General features: G+C 35.2%; 15 protein-coding genes and 1 pseudogene. 13 read left to right on the forward strand and 3 right to left on the reverse strand.

The annotated features are described in order from the left end of the window. The 7 genes from D1970_RS15775 to D1970_RS15805 all read left to right on the forward strand — a co-directional run. Positions 1-1661, forward strand: a 1661-nt coding sequence (locus tag D1970_RS15775; protein WP_220453200.1) for a condensation domain-containing protein, incomplete at its 5' end; no start/stop codon positions are given. Between the two features lie 16 nt (positions 1662-1677). Then, positions 1678-7359 (forward strand): non-ribosomal peptide synthetase, encoded by a 5682-nt coding sequence (locus tag D1970_RS15780; protein ID WP_119113840.1) that lies wholly within the window; start codon positions 1678-1680, stop codon positions 7357-7359. Positions 7360-7490: 131 nt separating this feature from the next. Continuing rightward, a complete protein-coding gene (locus D1970_RS15785; RefSeq protein WP_119113841.1) occupies positions 7491-11990 on the forward strand; it encodes a non-ribosomal peptide synthetase in 4500 nt (1499 codons plus the stop codon). 72 nt (positions 11991-12062) lie between these two features. Further along, entirely contained in the window at positions 12063-15110 is a 3048-nt protein-coding gene (locus D1970_RS15790) for a cyclic peptide export ABC transporter (protein ID WP_181213217.1), read from the forward strand. A gap of 247 nt (positions 15111-15357) precedes the next feature. Beyond that, positions 15358-15630, forward strand: a complete 273-nt coding sequence (locus tag D1970_RS15795) for a 4'-phosphopantetheinyl transferase family protein (protein ID WP_259339689.1) — start codon at positions 15358-15360, stop codon at positions 15628-15630. A 76-nt stretch (positions 15631-15706) separates the two neighbouring features. After that, positions 15707-16411 carry a thioesterase II family protein gene (locus tag D1970_RS15800; protein ID WP_181213216.1) on the forward strand — a complete coding sequence of 235 codons (705 nt, stop codon included), beginning with the start codon at positions 15707-15709 and terminating at the stop codon, positions 16409-16411. A gap of 393 nt (positions 16412-16804) precedes the next feature. Beyond that, positions 16805-17101 carry a hypothetical protein gene (locus D1970_RS15805; RefSeq protein ID WP_181213215.1) on the forward strand — a complete coding sequence of 99 codons (297 nt, stop codon included), beginning with the start codon at positions 16805-16807 and terminating at the stop codon, positions 17099-17101. Here D1970_RS15805 and D1970_RS15810 read toward each other — a convergent pair. From D1970_RS15810 to D1970_RS15820, 3 genes are all read right to left on the reverse strand, one after another. Next, positions 17063-17611 (reverse strand): hypothetical protein, encoded by a 549-nt coding sequence (locus tag D1970_RS15810; RefSeq protein WP_310648626.1) that lies wholly within the window; start codon positions 17609-17611, stop codon positions 17063-17065. The genes D1970_RS15805 and D1970_RS15810 overlap by 39 nt on opposite strands. Positions 17612-17737: 126 nt before the next feature. After that, positions 17738-18958 carry an MFS transporter gene (locus D1970_RS15815; RefSeq protein WP_119113845.1) on the reverse strand — a complete coding sequence of 407 codons (1221 nt, stop codon included), beginning with the start codon at positions 18956-18958 and terminating at the stop codon, positions 17738-17740. Beyond that, a complete protein-coding gene (locus D1970_RS15820; protein WP_119113846.1) occupies positions 18955-20007 on the reverse strand; it encodes an ArsR family transcriptional regulator in 1053 nt (350 codons plus the stop codon). Before D1970_RS15820 ends, D1970_RS15815 begins: the two co-directional genes overlap by 4 nt. A gap of 684 nt (positions 20008-20691) precedes the next feature. On the opposite strand from D1970_RS15820, the pseudogene D1970_RS23100 reads away from it, so the two are divergent. The 6 genes and pseudogenes from D1970_RS23100 to rsgA all read left to right on the forward strand — a co-directional run. After that, positions 20692-20844: pseudogene (locus tag D1970_RS23100) on the forward strand (hotdog family protein); the annotation flags it as partial. A 73-nt stretch (positions 20845-20917) separates the two neighbouring features. After that, a complete protein-coding gene (locus D1970_RS15830; RefSeq protein ID WP_119113847.1) occupies positions 20918-21901 on the forward strand; it encodes an MBL fold metallo-hydrolase in 984 nt (327 codons plus the stop codon). 31 nt (positions 21902-21932) lie between these two features. Then, on the forward strand, positions 21933-22310 hold the full coding sequence (locus D1970_RS15835; RefSeq protein WP_119113848.1) for a hotdog domain-containing protein: 378 nt from the start codon (positions 21933-21935) through the stop codon (positions 22308-22310). Next, positions 22277-22606, forward strand: a complete 330-nt coding sequence (locus D1970_RS23440) for a tail fiber domain-containing protein (protein ID WP_336105646.1) — start codon at positions 22277-22279, stop codon at positions 22604-22606. Before D1970_RS15835 ends, D1970_RS23440 begins: the two co-directional genes overlap by 34 nt. 754 nt (positions 22607-23360) lie before the next feature. Further along, the gene (locus D1970_RS15840) at positions 23361-23882 is read left to right on the forward strand and encodes an MFS transporter (RefSeq protein ID WP_119113849.1); all 522 of its coding nucleotides are present in this window, start codon (positions 23361-23363) and stop codon (positions 23880-23882) included. A 37-nt stretch (positions 23883-23919) separates the two neighbouring features. After that, on the forward strand, positions 23920-24987 hold the full coding sequence (gene rsgA / locus D1970_RS15845; protein WP_119113850.1) for a ribosome small subunit-dependent GTPase A: 1068 nt from the start codon (positions 23920-23922) through the stop codon (positions 24985-24987). Positions 24988-25225 lie beyond the last annotated feature (238 nt).

The raw sequence follows: 25225 nt of genomic DNA on the forward strand, positions 1-25225 counted from the left end.
TTCCGATTACAGCCAATGGAAAAGTAAATCGAGCCAGGTTGTTAGAGATGGAAGTCACCTTCACACGAGAGAATGCCTATCAAGCAGCTACAAATGAACTCGAAGAGAAATTAGTAGCCATATGGGAAGATGTATTAGGAGTTGAACGAATTGGAATCCAGGACAACTTCTTTGAACTTGGTGGACATTCTTTGGGAGTCATAAAGTTGATGTCAACGATTCAACGGGAATTTGGAAAGAGTTTAAGTTATCGAGATTTGTACATCGATTCAACCATCTCAAAGCTTGCGAAGAAAATCGAGAGCATTGAAGAAGAGTATGCAAACACAATTCCCGTATTAGAAGCTTCTGAACTCTATGATGTTTCCTTTGCACAAAGAAGAATGTGGATTATAAACGAATTAAATCCACAAAGTATTGCGTATAATATGCCAGGAAGATTTGTAATAAAAGACACAGAGCCAGAAGAAGCTTTCAAAGCGACGATAAATGCCTTAGTGATGAAGCATGAAAGTTTTAGAACATCCTTCATTGAGAAAGACGGGGATGTATTCCAAAAAATTGAAGAGTATCAAGCTGTAGAACTAGATATTGAAGATTTAATGCAATTGCAAGAGGAAGAAAAATATCAAAAAATGCTTGATGCCGAATCATTGATATTTGCTCAACCATTTAATCTAAAAGAGTCAGGTCTTTATAGAATGAAGATACTTAAAATCAATGTTGATCACTATGAAGTTCTATTCTGTATACATCATATTATTTCTGATGGAGTCTCTATGGGGATTATTAGGAATGAATTTTTTAAGTACTATGAAAATTACAAGCAAAATAAACGACTACCTATTACTCCGCTAAAAATCCAATACAAAGATTTCGCTGCTTGGCAAAATAATATTATTGAAGAAAAAATGGATGAGGCACTACATTATTGGGAACGTAAATTTGTTAATTTCCCAGACAAACTATTACTCCCAGAAAGAATGATCATGGATTACGATGGGAACGACGGTCAATACAACGTTGTAATCGATAATGATCTCAATCAGAAGATCAAAGCATTAGTTTCTACTACGCAAATAAGTGTATTCTCTCTATTTTTATCGTCCTTATATGTCCTGTTAAATAGAATGACTGGACAAGATGACATCATTATTGGATCACCTGTAGCGGGTAGGGAGCATTTCGAAACAGAGGAAATTGTCGGGTGTTTCGTAAACACATTAATACTCAGGGAGAAAATAAACAGAAATGAACGATTTGATCATTTTCTCCAACATGTAAGTACTAGTGTATCTGAAGCCGTAACGTATCAAGCATATCCATTAGAACTAGTATTAGAAAATTTACAAATGAAATATCCTGATATTCAAGTATTTTTAAATATCATCAATTTCTCAGATGTAAATGAATTAAAGAATAGCAGTCAGTATGATTTTTCAAAGAATGTGAATGTGAAGTTCGATATGATTTTCTATATTACACCTTTAGACGATCGCATTCTTCTCACTTGTGAATATCGGAAAACTAAATTCAAAAATACTGACATTCAGCACATAGTTGGGGAATTGATAAAGGTTATTTCTGATGCAGCAAGTCATAGTGAAAAATCTATCTCTGAAATAGGATTGACAACGAGAAGAAGGTTAGTAAAACGATAATATCGGAGGAGTAAAAGTGATATTAATAGATACATTTCGAGATCAAGCCAAAAAGACCCCTGAAATCATCGCATTATCTACCGAGAGTAAACAGATGACATACCGGGAATTGGATGGACACAGCGACTTTGTCGCTGCCCATCTTCTCCAACATAATGTTACAAAAGGACATATAGGGCTTTTATTCGAACAAGGGACTGATATGGTCGTAAGTTCTATTGCTACATTGAAAGCTGGTTTAACGTATATTCCATTAAGTGACCAGTACCCTGAATTACGTATTGCCCATATCTTGGAGGATGCTGAAGTCGAAGTACTTGTAACAAATCATGAAAATATGAAATTAGCAAAAAAAGCAGTAGAAAATGGAAATAGAGAAATTCAAATCATAAATGTCGATGAGCTTTCTACTAGCGTTCATGTAACGTCCAATTATGAAGGGATACAAGCTAACGAATATGCTTACATCCTCTATACGTCAGGCTCAACAGGGAAGCCAAAGGGAGTTATTCAAACGCAAGAGAATATCTACTATTATGCGACACAATATGCAAATAAATTAGGAATATCCAGTGGAAGCAAAATGACGTTATTCTCTTATTTCTCACATGATGCAGCTATTATCGATATTTATAGTGGCTTATTACACGGGGCAACTCTCTATCCTAGAGATATTAGAAAAGAAAATGGTTTTAAAGCAATAGTACAGTGGTTAGCAGCAGAAAAAATGAACATATGGCATTCTGTTCCGACTTTATATCGTCATTTTACTCGTTCATTAGATAAAAACATTGATCTGCCTGATTTAAAATATATAATTCTGGGCGGGGAAAATGTAAATAAGCAAGATATTCAGTTATTTAGAGAGAACTTTAAAAACGCTACACTTGTAAACTTATACGGGCAATCTGAATCTTCGTTTAATTCATGCCAATTTATCTCTCATGCTGACGAAGAGCTAAGTATTCATCTTGGACGACCAATAGAAGGCATAGAAATCATTGTTGTGGATGAGTTTGATAACGAAGTGCTGCCTTTAGGTATTGGGGAAATTGTTGTTTCGAACTCCTATATTGCCAAAGGATATTGGAATAACAAAGAATTATCTGCAAAAGTATTTCAAAACGATCCTGAGTTCGGGAGTCAGTACTGGACAGGAGACTTAGGAAGATTAGAGATTGACGGCTCCATTACATGGTTAGGGCGTAAAGATAAGCAAGTAAAAATCCGCGGATATCGAATTGAATTAGGTGAGATTGAAAACTGTCTCATGGAAGTAGAAGCAATTAAAGACGCCGTTGTTCTAAAAAAAGAAGGAAAAGAAAACGAGGAGCAATTAATCGCTTACTATACGTTGCTTAAGCCCCATTCTAAAGAAGACATAAAAAAGCATTTGAGCAATCGTCTACCTACTTATATGATACCTAATGTCTATCTCGAGGTAGAGAATATTCCTTTAACAGCAAGTGGCAAAGTAGATCGTAATGAACTTTTGAAGTTAGAAGTCAGTTTTGCCCGAGAGAAAGAGTATCAACAGGCTACGAATGAAATCGAACAGAAATTAGTTGCGATATGGGATGAGATGTTAAAGGTTGAAAGAATCGGAATCCAAGATAACTTTTTTGAACTTGGTGGTCATTCCTTAAAAGCTACCATTGTAAGTGGGAGAATTCAAAAAGAATTAGAAGTGGAGATTGGAGTAAGCGATCTATTCCAATACCCAACAATTAAGGAACTGGCAACGAAGATCAACGAAAGTCATCAGAAGAAATATGAGAAATTACAGCCTTTAACCAAACAAGAAAGTTATCCTGTCAGTTCAGCACAAAAGCGACTTTTTGCAATTCAAATGATGGATAAAGAAAATGTGGCGTATAACATGCCATTCGCCCTCAAGTTAGAAGGGCAAGTAGAGCGAGATAGGGTAGAAAAAGCGATTCAGCAACTCGTTATGAAGCATGATTCCCTAAGAACGAGCTTTCATATTCTAGATGAAGAGATCGTGCAAAAAATCGCTGACCAAGTTACCCTCGCACTTTCGTATGAAGAGGTAGAAAGTCAAGAAGAAGTAGATGAGACATTGACTCGCTGGGTACAACCATTTGATCTAGAGCAGGCTCCTCTTGTCCGATCAGGGCTCATCAAGTGGGAAGACCGCTATATTCTCATGATCGATATGCATCACATCATTAGTGACGGGACTACCATGGGCATATTGGCAGAAGACTTTATGAAGGCGTATGAAGGTGAAGAACTAGAAGTAGAAGAGATACAGTACAAAGAATACGTATTATGGGAAAGAGAGAAGAAAACAAGCGGCGTGTGGGAAGAGCAAAAAGCGTATTGGAAGCAAGAATTTGAAGGAGTCCTTCCCGTATTAAATCTCCCACTCGACGGTGTAAGAAGCCAAATAGAGAGTAACGTAGGAAATACCTATCAATTTATGATCGAAGAAGAGGTTGTCCAAGGATTAAGTAAAACGATGTCTCGCTTAGGTGGAACACTCTATATGGGGCTTATGGCAGGCTACAGTATCTTAATCTCTAAGTACAGTGGACAAGAAGACATTGTCATCGGAACTCCGATCGCTGGTAGAAGACACCCACAGCTACAGAAGGTTGCTGGTATGTTTGTGAATACATTAGCTATTCGGAACTATCCTGAAGGAAACAAGAAAATCGAAGACTACCTGATCGAATCAAAAGATAAACTCGTTTTAGCATATGAAAATCAAGAGTATGCATTTGAAGAACTTGTTGAAGAAGTGAAAAGCAAAAGAGATTTAAGTCGTAATCCATTATTCGACGTTATGTTAGTCCTACATAATAACGAAGTAAAAGAGATGGCTTTATCAGATCTTCAAGTCAAACCCTATGGAAGAAATCAGAATCGGATAAAATTAGACATAATTTTAAATATGATAGAAGCCAATGGACAACTTGTTTGCGAAACAGAATATCGAAGTAGTTTATTTAGAAAAGAAACCATAGCACTGATGATGAAGCATTACGTAAATATACTAAAAGAAATGATAGTGAAAAGCGATCAACAGATTCAAAACATCGAAGGAATTGACGAGGAAGAGAAGCAACAATTATTGCAAGATTTTAATGATACACAATTGAACTATACACAGGGGAAAACACTCATTGATATATTTGAGGAAACAGTAAGGACATATCCAACCCATATTGCAGTCGCGCAAGGTGATACAGAAATCACCTATGAGAAATTGCTAGAAAAGGTTAATAAAATGGCCCAATTCCTGATGAATGAAGGAGTACAAATAGAATCGATTGTTGGGCTGATGGTGGATCGATCGATCGAAATGATTGTCGCTATGCTGGCCATACAAAAAGCAGGTGGAGCATACCTACCTATAGATAAGAGCTATCCAAAAGATCGAATCGAGCATCTCTTAATGGATAGTGAGAGCCAATATTTACTCACTGATCCAAAACGAATTGAACATCTCAATATAAACTTTACAGGAACTATATTGGATATTACAAACTATGAGAATCAGAAAATAGAAGAAACAAGATTAGAAAAAAGGAAAAACGAACTAACTTCCAAAAATCTTGCGTACGTTATTTACACATCGGGGAGTACTGGGAATCCAAAAGGTGTCATGATAGAACACCAATCATTACATAATCTTATCCTTGGAATGAGAAAACGAATTCCTTTACAACCAGGTAAGAGTATATTAGCACTAACAACCATCTCCTTTGATTTGTTTGTGTCAGAAAGTCTCGTACCATTGGCTCTAGGTATGAAAGTTATTGTAGCAAATGAAGAACAACAAAAAGATCCTGCCCTAATTAGCGAACTTATCCTTCGTCACAAAATAGACATGTTAGCTGTAACACCCTCAAGGATGCTTCTATTAACAAATGATAGAAAATACAAAGAGTGTTTGCAAAAATTAGAAGTTATCATGATGGGTGGAGAAGCTCTACCTGAGAACTTAATTGAGAAGATACAAAATAACACAGAAGCAAAAATATTTAACTTGTATGGCCCAACAGAAGCAACAGTATGGTCAACAGTGAAAGAATTAAAAAAGGGTGAAAAACTAACCATTGGAACCCCTATTTCCAATACAAAAGTCTATATTGTTAATTCGCATCAAAGGTTAGCTCCAACTGGAACAGTAGGAGAATTATGTATTGCTGGTGATGGTTTGGCCCGAGGATACATGAATCTTCCAAGCTTAACAGCGGAGAAATTCATAGAAAATCCTTATGTATCTAATGAAAGGATGTATAAAACAGGAGATCTTGCTCGTTGGACACCACAAGGAACCATTGAATATATAGGGCGGATTGATCATCAAATCAAAATACGAGGTTATCGGATCGAACTTGGTGAGATTGATGCTGTACTAAGGAAACTACCAGAAGTAAAAGATGCGGTTACTATGGTTAAGGAAAATAAACAAGGAAACAAGTATTTATGTGCCTATATTGTAACGGAAGCTGAATACTTACCAACTATTAAAAACAGTATTAAAAAACAATTGCCTGACTACATGGTACCCACAGCATATGTCACGGTTTTTGGTAAAATTCCTCTGACCCATAATGGGAAGGTGAATAAGCAGGCCTTAAGTTTGATGGAGGAACAAGTTGAAAGAGTAAATAAGATACCACCAAGAAGTTTTGTAGAAAATACCATAGCTACGATTTGGAAGAAAGTATTAGATCTTGATGAAGTATTTATTCACGATGATTTCTTTGAATTTGGAGGTAACTCCATCAATATTATTCAAGTTGCTGCTAATCTGCGGGACGAATTAGACATAGATATGAATGCAGCGGACATTATGGCTAATAAGACGATTCTAGAGCTTTCGGAATATATAACAGAAGAAATGGAATCTAACAGTAACGATTATGGGAATCGTAAGCATGTATTTAAGATTAATCGAAGTAAAAGTGAAAAGAAAATATTTATCGTTCATGGAGCAGATGGAAATATCTTTTATTTCAGACACTTAGCGAAATTATTAGAAGATAAATATAGTGTCTATGGAATTCAACCCCGTGGATTAAATGGGGAAGAACCTTTTCCAGATAGCTATTATCAAATGTTACAAGTTTATATTGACGAAATTCGTCAGGTACAAAGTGAAGGTCCTTATTTATTAGCTGGTTATTGCGTAGGTGGATATCTTTCCAATGATCTTGCGAATATTATGCAAATCCAGGGAGACGAAGTAAGTGCATTACTGATGCTAGATCAGGAGGCCTTTATCGAGAAAAAGCACCATAAAAATATAAGGATTATGAATAATATCATTAGAGTGATTGATCTCTGGCGTAGGATTACTAAGAAAGATAAAAGCTATACGATGAAGACTTTTTCGAATCTCATCCCAAAAGCAAAACCGATTGAGAAAGAAAGACAATTAGAAATTTTGAAAGTAAGAAGAAGTATCCAAAAATTTTTCGGAGAGGAATTAACGGTAAAATCTAATTATTGCTTCCTAGGTTTTGTATATACCCCTACCCTTGTTATTAAAGCAGTAGATAATGATAATGTATTATTCAAGCGTGAATTATGGGAAAAAATGGCCAAAACATCTTTGGAATATTATGAAGTTCCAGGGGATCATGATTCTGTGTTGATGCCGCCAAATGTAGACGCAGTAGGTGAAATTGTCAGAGACTACTTGCAACGAAAAAACCTATAGCTTAAGCAAAAGCAAGAGAGAATATTCATATTCAAGATCAGCCTTTTCTGGAGAAACTGATCTTGAATATGACTTCTAACTTGAAGACATTTTTATAAGCGTAACAATTCATAATAGGAGCAGATGATACTATGAATGAGCCGATTTATTATAATCTAACGCATGCACAAAAAAGAATTTGGTATGTCGAGAAAATGAATCCAGGACTAGTTATACATAATATTGGAGGATCACTTCGAATAGAAGGAAAGATTGATGTTTCCAAATTAGATAAAGCAATCCAACTTATCATAAAGCATAATGATGGGTTGCGGTTAAGGTTTCGAGAACGAAATGAAGAAGCTGTTCAGCATGTAGATGAGTATCAGGAAGAAAACATTGATTTTGTTGATTTCACTGAAAAAGAAGACAAACTTGAACAATTTAATCGATGGATTGAAGGGGTGTTTACTACACCATTTGAATTAATCGATGGCAAGTTATATTATTTTGGAATCTATAAACTATCTGATACAGAGTACGGGGTTTTACTTAACATTCACCATTTAATTGCAGATGGTTGGTCTATCCACTTAATAGAGAAACAGCTCTGTAACTATTATAAGGCTTTAGAACAAGAACAAGACGTAACACATTTATATAATGAATCTTATGTTAACTATATTCAGACAGAAAAAGCATATTTAAATTCATCACGATTTCTGAAGAACAAACAGTATTGGAATGTGAAGTTTGAAATACTTCCTGAAATCATGATAACCAAAAGAATTGGGGATCCCAAGGGCATAAGAAAATCGTTTAAATTGGGGATAAATGAAAGTGCAAAAATTAGAAAATTCGTAATTAAACAAAAACAACTATCATTGGCTACTTTTTTTACGGCACTCAAAATCATTTATTTACATAAGACAAAATCCATTGATGATATTATTTTGGGAGTCCCAGTTTTTAATAGAATCGGTCAGAATGAAAAAAATACGGTGGGAATGTTCACTAGTTCTGTTCCTCTTCGAGTTACATGTAAACCTGGCATGAGTGGAATAGATGTTTTAACAGCTGTGAATAAAGAATTAAGAGCTTGTCTTGTCCATCAGCAATATCCATATGACTTACTTGTGAATGATTTACATGTAAGAAAAGCAGGATATGACACTTTATTTGATATCTGTGTGAATTACTATAATACGAAATATTCAAATGAGTTGGGAGATATACCAGTTAGGGTAGAAGAATACTATTCTGGGTACCAAAGTTACTCCTTACAGATGGTTGTGAAGGAATGGTTAGATAATGATGAAATAGAACTCCTCATTGATTACAGGATTAGTGACTATAGCGATATAGAAGTGGAACGTATGTATGATCAGATGATGCATCTTGCTAATCGTCTAATCGAAAACGGAGAAGAACATATTGAAAACTTATCTCTTGGGCATGAAGAACATCTGATGAGTGTATTCGATACTTTGAATCAAACAAAAGCTGACTACCCTAGAGAAAAAACAGTGATTGATGTCATCGAAGAACAGATACTTGCACAACCGAATGCTATGGCATTAGTTTTTCAAGAGAGTTTCCTCACTTATGGAGAAATGAACCAAAGAATAAATCAATTGGCTCATCATCTAGAGAGTAAAGGGGTGTTTAAAGGGGATCGAGTAGCCATCATTGCTACTCATTCTTATGAGTTAGTCATAGGGATCTTAGCGACACTGAAAGTAGGAGCAGCCTATGTTCCCATCGATCCGAAGTATCCATTAGAAAGAATAGAATACATGCTTCAAGATTCAGATGCGAAGGTACTATATACGAATATAGAAATAGAAGGTCTTTCCTATAATCAAGAGCTAATAATGGCCGATGATACAAGCATAGAGAACGAAGACACAACCTATGTAAGTAAGGCAGCACCAGAAGATATCGCCTATATCATCTATACATCAGGATCAACAGGAAAACCTAAAGGAGTTATGATTGAACATAGGGGATTAATGAATTATATTTGGTGGGCTGGAAAAGCATATCTAAAGGATGAAAAAGAAGTATTTGCACTCTATTCTTCCATTACGTTTGATTTAACAATTACTTCTATCTTTACACCTCTTCTCTCTGGTCAATTGATCGCGATTTATGAGGATAAGGGAGAGGAATTTATCTTATATAAAGTGTTAGAAGATAAAAAGGCAACCGTGATTAAAGTAACCCCAGCCCATCTAACCTTAATCAAGGATCAACCAAATCATTCATCATCCGTCAAACGATTTATTGTAGGAGGAGAGAATTTACCAGTTAAACTAGCGAAAGAAGCCTTTGATAGTTTTGGAGGAAAAGTAGAAATCTACAACGAGTATGGTCCGACAGAGACAGTGGTAGGATGTATGATCTATCAATATCGACCCGAGTATGACCTGGGATATTCCGTTCCCATTGGCAAGCCAGCCGATAATGTAGAAATCTATCTCTTCGATAAGAACTTGCAATTAGTTACTCCAGGAATAGTGGGAGAACTATACATAGCAGGAGACGGAGTAGCAAGAGGATATCTAAATAAAGAGGAGCTTACCAAGAATGTATTTATTCACCTAAACAATGAACGATTTCAAAACAAGAGGATGTACAAAACAGGGGATCTAGGTAAAATGTTGCCTGATGGGAACATCGAGTATATTGGAAGGGCAGATAATCAGGTTAAATTACGAGGATTTCGTATTGAACTAGGAGAGATCGAAAGTGCGATAAGAGATATCGACTTCGTGAAGGAAGGTATTGTTCAAGTAAAAAAAGATTTCAATGGACATGATGCCATATGTGCTTATATTGTAAGTGATAATGATTTTTCTGAACATGCTATAAAACAACAACTTTTTAAGAAACTACCAGCATACATGGTACCTTCTTATTATGTGAATATTGAGCAAGTCCCTTTAACTTCAAATGGAAAAGTAGATTATAAACAATTACCGGGTATCTCGGTACATCCAGTCGAATTTATTTCGTCTCGAAATGAAACGGAAAGACAATTTATTCAAATCTTAGAAGGGATACTTGGTAAGGGGAATCTAAGTATGAATAGCAACTTTTTCCAAATTGGGGGAGACTCAATAAAAGCGATTCAAATTGTCTCCAAATTGAAAGAAATTGGAATGACCTTAAAGGTCCAAGATATTATGGAGAAGGAAACGTTAGAGGATATAGCTTTATGTATTGACTATCAGTATGTATCTTCGCGGATCTCTCAACATCTAGAGGAAGGAAAAATAAGAAATACCCCTATTATTCAATGGTTCCTTGAACAAAGAATGGCAGAACCACATTATTTTAATCAATCCGTACTGTTGGAGTTGAAAGAAAAAATTGGAATAGAAAATATCCAAGTCGCATTAAGAGAAATTATCCATCATCATGATACATTGAGGGTAAATTTTGATACAAATACCCAAGAGCTGTACTATAATAATCAATTGCTAGAGCAAGAAATCGAAATAGAATATTTTAACTTAAACGCATTAGATCATGATGAACCAGAAGTAATAGAAGAAAAAATTAAAGAAATTAGTGAGAAAGTAAAAAGAAGCATCACATTAGATCAAGGTTTTTTGATAAGAGCATGCTTAATAACAGTAAATGAAAAAACAGAATTGTTATTATTAACTGGCCATCATTTAGTGATTGATGGTGTATCGTGGAGAATTATCTTAGAAGACTTTCTAACCTTACTTACGCAAATCCAAAATCATCAGAATCTAGAGTTACCACTCAAGACTCATTCATTCAAAGAATGGGCTTCAATCCTCCATGAATATAGCAATCTGGGATTTCCTGAAGAAGTTGAGTACTGGAAAGAAATATTAAATCACCCATCCTATCTACCCAAAGATTTTGATAAACCTATTGGTTTAGTAGAAGATTCAGTAACATTAAGTTATGAATTAGATGAAAAAATTACGAAAGATTTAGGTATAAAGATAAATCAATATTACAATATGGATCTTAATGAACTACTTATTTCTTCCTTAGCTTTAACTATTCATAAAACGAGTAACATGGAAGAAGTTGTATTTGAAGTTGAGAGACATGGTAGAGAGCAAATCAATGAGGAGATAGACATCTCAAGGACAATTGGATGGTTTACAAGTATATACCCAGTACACTTTAAAGTAAAAGGAAATGACCTCATAACTCAATTAAAAGAATTAAAAGAAATATATAGAAAAGTACCATATAAGGGATTTAACTTTAGTGTATTGAAGTATATTAATAAGATCTTTGAAAATATCCATCACGAACCAATTCGTTTTAATTACCTTGGTGATTTTGATCATGTTTTACAGTCAGATGTATGTAAACTTTCAAGTTTACATACTGGATCAGATGTTAGTGCAAAGAACAAACTTACAGCCCTTGTTGATGTGATAGCCATTAAGTTAAACGGAAAGTTACAGATAAATGTAACTTTTAGCTCAAATACATTTGAGAATGAAACTATGCAATCTTTTTTAGATCGTTATATCAATACAATAAAGGATATTTACCAACATTGCTCAACAAGTGGAGAGATCGAGTTTACACCTTCTGATTTTAATGAAGCAGACATTTCGGAAGAAGATTTAGAATTGCTTTTTTCAAATTAGGTGCACATGGGTAAGTCTCCACTACCCACATCATTTGTAACTGAAACAATATTAAATGATAAGGAGAGTTTAATGAGAAAATTTATTGCATTATTAACATTTCTGTTTATTGTTTCTACTGTAAGCGTTTCTGTTGGACATGCTGGAAATGGAGAGGAGAGTAAAATAGACGTTATTTCAAATTATGTGGAAGAACATTTTAAGGAGTTAAAAGTCCAAGGATTAAGTATAGGAATTATTCAAAATGGTAAGGTTCAATTTTTAAATTATGGGTATAGTGATTTGGAGAAAAGACTTGAGACATCCGAGCATACCAATTATGAGATTGGCTCTTTAACCAAATCATTTACGGCTCTTGCCATCATGAATCTAGAAAAAGAAGGACAACTCTCTTTACAGGATTCTGTATCCAAATACTTTCCAGATTTCTATGGAATATTCAATGAGAAGAAACAAGAAATTACGATTGAACAATTATTACACCACACAAGTGGTATAGGGGAAGATTCCATTAAATTATTGAGAGAGGATGCAAGTGCGAAAGCCTTACCAAACTTGGTTGATAAAATAAAAGGTATTAAATTAGAAGACATTCCGGGTAAGCAATTTGAATATGCAACCATTAACTACGATATTTTAGGTGCCATTATAGAGAAAGTTTCCGGGAAGTCATATGAAGGGTATATAAAATCAAGTATACTAACCCCTCTACAGATGAATAACTCCTATGTTGGAGTAGAATCAAATGATCAACAACTTTCCAAAGGCTTTAAAATCAGTTATTTTACTCCTAGAGAATACCAATCTCCGATATTTAGAAATAATTATCCTGCTGGGTATTTAGTGTCAAATATCGAAAACATGATCAATTGGCTACAACTTCAACTTGGAGATACAACCACAAACATAAGCCCTTTAGTAAATGCCACGCATGAGGCAGACAAAACAGTTTCATCCGTTAACAACAGCTTTTATGGAAAGGGTTGGTTTGTTGCTTCGAATCGATTTGACGAATTATATCATGGAGGGATGAATCCCAATTTCTCTTCTTATATATCATTCAGCAAAAAAAGCAATTCGGGGATAGTTATCTTAGCTAATACAAATTCTGATAATTTTTATGAAATGTCAAGTAATCTCTCTTCTTTTCTCTATGGTGATGAACTGAAACCTTTGGAAAAAAGTGCCAGTAAAATGGATGTTGTATACTCTGTTTTTTCAATCATATTATTCTCATTAGTTGCTTTACTTATATGGTTCTGCGGCTATATCGTATATGGTGCAAAAATAGGGAAGAGGCATAGAGGATTTGAAAAGGGTAGTATGAAGAAACTTATCATAAATCTTATGCTTCTTGTGCCTGTTCTGTATGGTATTTACCTATTTCCTTTTGCATTTTCAGGTGTAGATTGGTATACGGCAGTTGTATGGAGCCCTAGTAGTTTTATTATTTTTGTCGGAAGTATTTTAACTTTGCTAATCTTTATGTATATCACGTACTTTATGTTATTGTTATTCCCGAGTAAGAACACCTATTTTAAAGATGCCCCAGAAATTTTAACGTTAGGTGTAATAGCTGGGATATGTAATGCCGTTGTTATTTTCTTAATTACAAGTGCATTAAATGGAACAGGGGATTTGAGCTATACAGTCTATTACTTTGTATTAGCATTAATTATCTATATTAGTGGCAGAAGAACACTAGAAGTCAAGTTAGTAGATGTAGCACAGACGATTATTGAATCGATTAGGAAAAAAATATTCGATAGACTTTTCCAAATCAGTTATGAAAAGTTTGAAAAGATGGAGTCTGGTAGAATTATTGCAACGATTACAGATGATATTAATCGAATTGGAAATTTAGCAGGATTAGCTGTAGTGATTACCACAAGCTTTATTACTATTATTTCAGCCTTTATCTATTTGGGAACTGTATCTGGGTTGGGTATGATTATTTCACTATTGATAATCGTTATGATGGCTGGAATATATGCCTACTTTGATAGTAAAGCCGGAAAGCACTTAAATGTGGCAAGAGAAACTCAAAATAAATTCTTGTCAAAAGTAGAAGGTCTCATTTATGGATTTAAAGATATTTCTCTTCATAGAACTAAAAAATCTGAATATTGGGAAGAAGTTCGTAAAATTAACTCCGAGTATAAATCTAACAATGTATATGCTTTTAAAATGTTTGTTAATGCCTTTATGTTAGGTGAATCTCTGTTTATCATTGTGATGGGATTTATCGTGTTTGGATTTTCATTTGTTTTTCATATAATAGATGAACATGAATTGACTACATTTATTATGATTTTACTTTATCTTTTAGGCCCAATAAATGGGATCCTAAATGCTATACCACAATTAGCACAAATAAGAGTGGCTATTGATCGAGTAAAGTCGTTGCTTGGCCAATTCCCTGATATGGAACATAAGGATAAGCCAGTCATTCTAGATTATTATGAGGAAATAGACAGCTTAAGTAGTAGTCAATTAACTTTTACATATGGAAATGAAGAAACGGATGGATTTACAGTTGGTCCTATTGATTTCGCCGTAAATAAAGGAGAGATCCTGTTTATCATTGGTGGTAATGGTAGTGGCAAATCGACCCTTATTAAACTGATTACTGGCTTGTATAAACCTTTAACTGGTAGTATAAGAATTAACAACAAGGAGATTGATCAGGGTATAATTGGCGAATATATTTCTTCGGTTTTTTCTGATTCACATCTGTTTGAAAGATTCTACAATACCGATTTATCAGAAAAGAAGGAAATAATTGATGATTACTTACAGCTACTTGAACTAGACAAAAAAGTCGATGTCCATCATGATACCCTGAGTACTGTTTCATTATCAACTGGACAGAAGAAAAGACTTCACCTATTGAGATGCTATTTAGAAGATAAGCCAATTTATATCTTTGATGAATTGGCAGCAGATCAAGATCCTCATTTTAGAAAGATTTTTTATAGGGAATTACTACCACAGATGAAAGCTGAAGGAAAAATAGTGATTGCGGTAACGCATGATGACCATTACTTCGATGTGGCTGATAAAATATTCAAGTTAGATATGGGCAGAATGGACAACATTAGTCATCAGTACAATAAATAAGATTCAATAACATCATAAGGATAGACGCAAAGAAGATATACACAAGGTAAGCCAGGACATTATTGGATGCCACTTGCTCAGTTCTTACGCAAAGAAAGGAATTCAAGTTGTTCTTGTCAATCCCATGCACATCAAACTCGCTCTTATAAAAAACAAAAGCAGTAACTAGTACACGAAATGATAGAAATTTTTGCTGGACAGATTCCGATTAAGCTAGAACCTGATAGATTTCGAAAAATGCTACAATGTGTCTCTTTGGAAAAGCAAGAACGAATCAAATATCAACGATTTTTCTTACAATATTTCACACTCAGGAGAATGGGTTGTCTGCGCTGTTCATTTATTCCCGATTGGTATTGATGTCGAGAAGGTGGGGAAACTTCATCTCGATATCGCTGAACGCTATTTTACAGAAGAGGAAAACAGGGACTTACTTGACAAGTCTAAAGATGAACAGTTGTCCTACTTTTTTGACTTATGGTCAAGAATACAAATTAGCTGTAAGTGTGAGAGCAGATGATTTTCCAGGAAGAATAGAATATATAGATTTGACAACATTATACGAAGAATTAGTCTAATAGATATACGGGGGAGTTATGGAGAAAATTAAGTTGTTTTGTCTTCCATATGCTGGTAGTTCTGCGACGGTATATATGAAATGGAAAAAGTATTTACATCATTCAATCCAGCTTATTCCTATTGAGCTTGCAGGTAGAGGAAAGCGTATAGTAGAACCGTTGTACACAGATATTGAAGAGGCAGTAAATGATATATATGAGAAGATACAAGATGAGTTAGAAGACACTCCCTATGCTTTTTTTGGACATAGTATGGGAAGTTTACTCGCTTTTGAATGCATCCATAAGATTAGATCACAAAAAAAAAGAATGCCTGAAACCATCTTTTTTTCTGGAAAAAAACCGCCCCATAAAAAGATGGACAAGATATACCATGTTTTGCCAAACGCGGAGTTTATAAAAGAGATCCTGGAAATGGGAGGCACACCAAAAGAAATAGTAGAACATAAAGAATTGCTTCAGATTTTTATTCCTATTTTAAAGGCGGATTTTAGAATTGTGGAAACATATGATTACAAAGAGAAGGGCGAAGTTTTTGATTGCGATATTGTTGCAATGAATGGAAAACAAGATAATTTAACAACAGATATGGGGGAATGGAATAAATATACAAGTGGAGAATTTCGGATTTACAATTTCGACGGTGATCATTTTTTTATTCATGATCATTTAGAAACGGTTGTGAATTTGATTAATCAAGAATTGATTATTAGGAGATGTTAGCAATGGCTGAAGTTAATTTTTATCAGACATGAAACGCGCGTTATGATAAGACAACTGAAGAACATTGAAGAAGTTGTAACAAAACTGTTAGCTGATTATCCAACATATTTTCATGTAAGGGACAAAGAAAGAAAAAAAGAAAAGGGGAATCAGTAATCGTACGAATACAACAAAGAATTGTGACACAAGAGGCAATTCGATGAAGTAATAAGTTATGAATGAATATGTGGATATGATCGAAGAAGCCAACGACTTCAGGTAACAATATGTTCACGCAGCGGTGGACAAGCCACCCTGGTCCCGGAAGATTCCGACAGCAGCTCGAAGTGATTTCGATGATGCATAGAACCAATTGATAAAGATACTTATTTCTTAGATACAGGAATTAATTTTGTGAATTATAAGAGGAAGGAAAAAGAAAATATTTCTAATTATAAAATCATAGAAGTTTTAGGATCTGAGAAAGAACCAGAGTTTGAATTTTTTAACAATGTTCACTTTAATAGAATTCCAGGGCTCCATCTTGTAATTAATCAGACTAGCGATGGTTTAACTTTTAACTTTTATTATCATATTGAAAGGTTTGATAAATCAACTATTCTCAGATGGTCAGATGAATTTACAGCAATGTTAGACGAAATTATTTTTGATTTAATTAACTCGCAAATGGAACTTGTTTTTAATAAATAAAATTAATTTTCTTATTCTAATTCTCCAATAAGCTTGCTGAACTGACTTGGCATAGATGATATTGTGTCCCAAATGAGCTATCATTGCAGAATTTACTAAGGTGATGTTTATTGCAAAATAAAAGTGCAGACCTGACGGAACGCTGTACCGGTTTTCCAGATAGCGAATGACGTTGTCCTTCTGTATCTTTCTTGTTATACTGGTCGTGAGAGAATGTTCGAATAAATAGGTATCAGAGACGTTTTGCAAGTGTTGCTTTTCCAGGGCGTGCACTTCGAAAGGTCTCTTTTTTGTGTTGTGATGAATTTTGTAATTACCCGTACGTTTCAACCAAGCTAAGTTGGCATTATTCCAGTCGGCCAGGTTATCAAAAATACGGTTTCTACTGAAGTTGAATTTAACGAACTTCACGACTTGCTCAATTTTGCCTTTTGACTCGGGATCGCTTTTCCGATAGAGATAAATTTTAAATCCTCGTACCGACTGATACTTCGTGAATTCAGCCGTCAAAATAAGGTCCCCGGCGTTCTCACTGACCGCTATAGTAACAAGAAATATAGACACAAGAGTAAGTAGAGAATATCAAATAACTACCTTCTCAAGGGGATATATTGGTTTAAAACATTGCACTTGTAATCAACTTGTCTTCTTCTCTTTATTCACTGGTAGTTTGTTTTGATACAGTGAGGAAAATAAATAAAACAATCCTGGTAAGATAATTATTGCACCTGCAATTCCATATATTTGCCTTATATTCATATGTAAGAAGGATGACGATGCGAACACTATGCCTATTGGCATAGTGATTCGGAGAAAGAGCAAACGAACAGCGCTCAGCTGGGGTAGGCGATCTTTAGGAGCTTCACGCTGAAAAGCTGCTGCACTTTGAGCATTAAAAAGTGGAAAAGCAATCCCTCCGAATAACTCACATACCCAAGCTAATGGTACGGAATGAACAAAAAATAATAGTACGAAGGAGAGACCTCCTCCGATTAAACCAAGATACATAGTCTGAGGTGTTTTAGGAACCCGCGTAAGTAAGACCATCCCTAGTGCATAGCCGATTGGGAAAGCACCAGAAAAGATGGCATATTCCCATGAGTGGCCGTTAAGTTCTCCTTTTATAAACGGAATACCAATAACCAATGCTGCTCCTACTGCAAACTGGACGGTGGAGGAAAGAAGAGACAATCTTAAGAGATAGGGATTCTTGAAAAATATACGGTATCCTGTCTTCATTTCAGCCCACCAAAACTTTTTAGACCAGGTAGCTACCTTCTCTGTACTTCTTATAGGAATATGTAAGATTGAAAGAAAACTGATAAAGAACATAATTGATGAAAAAACATAAATAAAATGTACAGGACTTACTAGCAGTAACAAAGATGTAGCTCCAGGAGCGATAAAGCTCATAAGGCGAATGGTAGCATCTAATAATCCATTTGCCTGAGTAAGCTTCTCTTCTTTACAAATATCAGGGAGCAGGGAAAAAGAAATGCTAGCATAGATGGGCTGCAATAGTCCCAATGTACATTGCAGAATGATTAGCCCTAGGATGGTTCCTGTATACTTATCTGTGATATATCCAGCCAGAGGAAGAAGGTATGCAAAGGAACGAATAAGCTGTATGTTACGAAGCATCTTCTCCTTTACAACATAATTGAGAAAGGGAGTACTTATACTTTGTAGAAGCAAAGAAGGAATAAAATAAATAAGCCAGAGTGCTCCCATCCATTCCTTAGAACCTGTGACTTGATATAGTAACAGTCCATTTAGAATTCCGCCAGCGGCCCCACCAAATTCCGATACAACTTCTCCCACCCATAGTGCCTTAAATGATTTGGAGTACGTCTTCATATGTCATCCCCAAGGTACTGGGTAAGACGTCTGGAAAAGTGGATGAGCTGTGTTGGATTGGCGGAATATATCCCTTTATCAACCTTAATGAATTTGGCAGCTTTCAAAAGTGAAAGTTGATGATGCAGAGTAGTCTTTGAAATATTGAATTGGGTGCTCATCTCTTGAAGGGATGAAGGTCCCCTTAACAATTGGTATAGCAATCGTAAGCGGAGTTCATCTCCTAATGCTTTATGGCCGCGAACTAGATCAATAGATGGTATCCCAGGTTCTAGCAAATATTCGTCCCTCAATGGATAAAAGAATAATTTAGTGTCCGAAGTTCTTTTCTCTAAAACCCAGGGACGATATGAAACATGCGGAATCAGTTTGACAGTCCAAATAGATGGCTCTGGTTGATATCTTACTCCATTCGTAATACGTTCAATCTCCTCAACAGGTCTAGTAACATCCAATAAATCGTGTTGTTTTTGTTCAAAGGATAATGCTTTAGTCCACTTCTCCCATTCCTCTTGCTGACTTATCCAGTTATGCCATTCTGTAATCGCTTCAATAAAAAGGGTACATAATTCCTCATGGGAGTAACGAGCTAAACTTCGTACGTATCCACATAAATAATCATGGTCATTAAAATGTGTAGCATATTCCTCAAATGAGGCTAAAGTATGACGGAAAGCAGCAGCCTCAACAGCTTCTTTTCGTAAAGGTTCAAGCTCCCGACCTCCATATGGCAAAAGGGTTTCATATATACAGTCAGCTGAGAGGTTATGAAGGTGATTCGAAAAATCTGATACAGATGATGAAGAGAATCTGTTTTGAAGCATAAGCAATCCGTACCAGAAGTTAGTCTCTTGTATCACTTGTAGAACATCTATAAGTGACATAGGCATAGAACTCTGGTCTGCTAGCCATTTCTCGTCTAAATCAAATGTATGTCTAATTTGTGCATGCGTGTATCCTGCTATGCCTAGGATAACTTCCCAAACAGGTGAAGATTCTACCTCCAGGGAGATAGTTTCAATCAGTTGCGAGGAATACGTTTGTTTCATTAAAAAGCCTCCTTTCTATTAATAATTAATATTCTAAAACAACGGAATATAAAATTCAATATATTTTGAATTTTATATTTAAGACTCTAAAGTAATTTTGGTTTCCTTAAAATGTATGTGCTATTCCGATAAGAAATAACTTTACGTATATTTGTGCGGTTAATTTGGATTAATAAACTGAATTAGCCCCATATACATAAGGAACAGTATAGAAGCAGGTAGTGTTAGGTTGTAATACGTCTTTTACATTTGAAGCACGGATTAGTCAGCAAAGCAACTAAACTTCGGGCAGAGACCCTGTGGGGCAGCATGACTGTCATCCACCTCATGGAAAGGTTGGACGAAGGAATTTGAGAGCGAAGACTCTGTGAGACATGGGAGGGTTGACCTCCATGAGAAATGTGGACATCCACCAGTGCAATCATAAATTGACTCATTCACCAATTTTTGCAAGTGGGTGGCGATGAGGTATAAAGTTTTTTGTTTTCAAAGCCTAAATTTATCCTTAATAGATAAATCCAACCATAATGTGGCATATAAACCTAAAAGAACTACAATTGAAATACTGAGAAACCAGAGAAATTGGACGTTTTAGCTTCTTTCATTGAGGAAGGATAGTTGATTATTGTTTATTGTTGTTGTAATATTCAGATTAATATCCGAAATCTTCAGTGGGAGATTTATATACCATTAAAAGCAGGAAATTTAATTACGTTTGAACGGACTTTTGCAGAACGGGATGTTGAATAATATACAGAGATTTCAGGTGATGAAGGGATTCATCATATAACCCCAAATGAACAGGGAAGACTTGTAATTCGAGGGTTATTAACGGCAATCTACCAACAATATAATTGATCGAACGTTCGATCATAATTGTTTAATCATTGAATTTATGGAGGAATAGCTTATGAAAAATAACAGTATTATTTTCTTTGAAAGAAAATTTCCAAGTGCAAACATGATCCTTATTAAGGATCAGCTCCCGATCATTATTGATACTGGTTATGGGAGTGATGCGAAAGATACAGAGCAACTAATTAAAGAAGTAGGTGTTTCACCAGAAGAATTACACCTTATTGTGAACACGCACTATCATAGTGACCATGTAGGGGGCAATTTTTATCTTCAAAAAAAATATGGTGTTTCGATTGCTGCTCATAAATGGGAAGCCGATTTAATTAATTCTTGTGACCATGAAGCCTGTAGTGCAGAATGGTTAGATCAGTCTGTAGAACCTTTTCGAGTCGATACAAAGCTCTCAGATAACGATGAGATTAATACAGGAAGTAGAACCTTGAAAGTCTTGCACACACCAGGACATACGTTAGGGCATATTTCTTTATATGAACCTGAAGAAGAGATATTAATTTGCGGGGATCTCTTTCACAAAAATGATATCGGATGGTTAAATATCTTTCGAGAGGGTGTCACATCTATCCAACGATCTATAGAAAGTTTGGATCGGTTGTCCATGCTCCGGATTCAACAGGCATATTCAGGACATGGACCTCAAATGGAGAATCCTCTGGCTGCCATTGATACAGCAAGGGAAAGGTTTGAAAAATGGCTCATGATGCCAGAAAAAATTTCATGGCATGCCTGCAAGAGGATTTTTTCATTCACATTAATCATCAAAGACGGATTGGCAAAAGAAGAAATCGATAGCTATCTATTAAAGTGTGGTTGGTTCCAAGATTTTGCACGCTACTCTTTCCAGCTTCAGCCAGAAGAATTTATTCAAATCCTTCTCGATGAAATGATTCGTTCCGGAGCAGCAAGTTGGCACAATAATCATTTAATCGCCACCACCCCATACCAAGCACCACAAAAAAAATGGATGAATAAGAACATAAAGCCGAAAGAATGGAAATCTCAAGATTTTCTCACTTAATACAATATAAAACCTTCAGGGAGAGATTTATATGTCATTAAAAGTAGGAGATATAATTTCGTTTGAACGGACTTTTTCAGTAAGGGATGTTGAATTATTTACAGAGATTTCAGGTGATGAAGGGATTCATCATAGAACCCCAGATGAACAGGGAAGACTTGTAATTCAAGGGTTATTAACGGCAACTCTACCAACAAAAGTAGGTGGAGATAATAACGTACTGGCTCGTACTATGAATTTTGAGTTCTTAAGACCTGTGTTTACGGGAGATACAATAATTTGTGAAGTTAAAATTGAAAAATACGAAAGGCAAGAAAATAATAGAACAGCAATTATTGCATCCTTTTTATGTAAAAATCAGAATGAAAAAGAAGTATTAAAAGGGAATTTTTCAGGTGTAATACTTTAAATTCTTTATACTTTCTTCAATTAAACCAGCTTAAGGAGAATTTTTCGAACGTCAACAAGCTTGAGATTCTCGACAAATTAGCGAGCATAACAAACCAATCTTGGAACTACAAAGAGGAACCGTCAAGTGTGAGTCATATAGGCCCGACTACTCAAGATTTTCATGCCGACTTCGGATTAAATGGTGAAGATAATAAACATATTTCAAACGTAGATATACAGGGCGTAGCATTGGCTGCTATACAAGGGTTAAACGAGAAAAATGAAAAAATCAAGGCTGGAAACGCTAAGTTATAGGCGAATTTAGCTAACCTCGAAGCACACCTTTCAGCTCTTGAGTCCAAGAGCTAAAACGAATCCTGAGCCCTTCGATGTGAAATTTTATGGGCTCTAACACCTTTGTTTGAAGGTATCATAGCATTGGCGATTAGCTTGAGTAGCCGAAGATTAGCAGGGGCTACTCGAGCCGTAAAAGTCTAAAAACATTAGTTCTTATTGAGCTAAACCAGCTAATAGTTTGTCAAGAATTTTCAATAAAAAGATGAAGAAGCTCGTGATATACTAAAAATGTTCATGCCAAATAACCTTCCATTAATCATTTTTGGAAGGTTTTGTTCAATTTAGTTAGATATAGTTTTTAAGCTATATTAAGATAAGAACCTTTTATAATCAACCAACCGAAAAAAATCCTATAGTTATGATTGGGCTTGATAGGTTACAGCCTGAAATCGATATTATGGATACTGATGGTACTATTTATGAAAAAGCACCAAAAGTCGATTAAAGCAAAAATTCTTGGTCAATCTTTAGAAACGAACGCAATGATGGATTGAGTTATTATCCTTATTTGGGTATAGTTGTATAATAAGGTAAGTTGATGGTTCATGATGTGAACCAAAATTTGTATGGAAGTTAGGACTTATATAGAAGTTATTCATCGATCGGAGGAATATTGGGGAGAGTATGGCCTAATTATTTATCTGAATTTTCAAATACCCGGATGGTAGAGTGAATAAGCATAAATATTTTATTCTGGGGATGGGAGAGCAAGGTGCATAAATCATTTTACTATCTTTGGAGTAGCATTTCTTTTGGCAAACTTGCCTTATCCTTATATACAATGACCATTACTTTAACTATATTCTCCATTACTAAGTCAGCTACATTTGCGTCTGTAATCATGCTGACTCATGTGATTGGAAAGCTATTGAGCTCATTTGTTTTTCCATTGGTTACAGAAAATAAGCCATTGAAAAATATTTTAACTGTGTCATTACTTACACAGTTTATAATTATATCAGCGTTATTAGGGGCGTTAAATATCAATGTTAATCAAGTAATTCAACTAACGCTTACCTATGCGTTAATAGGACTCGCTGGCTTTATGGATGGATTTGTTTCCCCATCTCGCATGTCATTAGTCCCCGAAGTCGCAGAAGAAGCGAAGATCGGGAAAGCGAACAGCCTTATTAGCACAGCGGACCAGACGTTTGCTTTACTTGGATGGTCACTGGGACCAATAGCTGTTAACTTCTATGGTGGTATGTTAAAAGCGTTTATCCCCCTCAACTAAATCTAATCTACTACAATCACTGATAGGAGTATTGATAATGATCAACTTTACTAATTTAGGCTTAAATGAGGAATTATTAAATGAATACTCAATATATAAAGACAATGGCTTTGAATTAGGCCGTATATGTTCAGAACATAAAGGTATATATAAAATTTTAACTGAAGTTGGCGAGGTATTAGGGAATATATCAGGTAATTTTCTTAATAGCATTACACAAAAAAGTGACTTTCCTGCAGTAGGAGACTGGGTAGTTATTTCATTAAGAAAAGAGGAAAAGAAAGCCACAATACACTCTTTGCTAACTAGATTTAGTAAGTTTTCCAGAAAATCTGCCGGTAAAACTATAGAGGAACAAGTAGTCGCTACGAACATTAATACAGTATTTCTTACGATTTCCCTAAATAACGATTTTAATTTGAGACGTATTGAGCGTTATCTTATATCAGCATGGGAAAGTGGAGCTAAACCAGTAGTTGTGTTAAACAAATGTGATTTGGTATCCGAAGAAATAGTAGAAAATAAAATTAAAGAAGTAGAAAGTATAGCGATTGGGGTGCCGATTTATCCTGTTAGCTGCTTAAGTGGTTACGGTATGGATTCATTAAAAAAACATTGTACCTCTGGTGAAACCGTTGCTTTATTGGGGTCTTCAGGTGCAGGCAAATCTACGATTTGTAATTATTTATTAGGCAAAAGGCATCAAATTACGCAGCAGGTAAGGGAAAAGGATGATAAAGGAAAACATACTACCACCCATAGAGAACTATTGCAATTACCAACGGGAGGTAATCTAATAGATACTCCCGGGATGCGGGAATTGCAACTATGGGATATAGAAAATAGCCTTAGTATCGGATTTTCAGATATCGAAAAATTGGCGGAAAAATGTTTATTCAAAGATTGTAAACATATTCATGAACCCTCATGTGCTGTTAAGGAGGCAATTAAAGATGGTTTGTTAGATCAAGCCAGACTGGACAGTTATTTTAAAGTAGAAAAGGAAATAAGATATTTAGAAAGAAAAGGAGATAAATTAAAAAATAGTTTAAATAAGAAGAAGATCAAAAAAATTGGCGGAGATAGAACTAGATTCAACAGATAAAAACACACATTAATTAACAATTCAACTCATATATTAAAGATCCTCTTGCTTTGGTGGAGATTAATATCACTGAGGGAAATGTAAAAAATGGTATATTTAAAAGGACAAAGTTATCCGATGGGTAGAATTGTCTCTTCAAAGAGATTACAATGTCAATAATAATTATTATAATTAGAAATTGTAAGTGTTGTTAAAAGAGTGTGTTTTCAGATGAAAAAGCCACCTCTTATGACGGCCT

It is taken from the genome of Mesobacillus zeae (assembly GCF_003570705.1).
Lineage (GTDB): Bacteria > Bacillota > Bacilli > Bacillales > Cytobacillaceae > Mesobacillus_C > Mesobacillus_C zeae.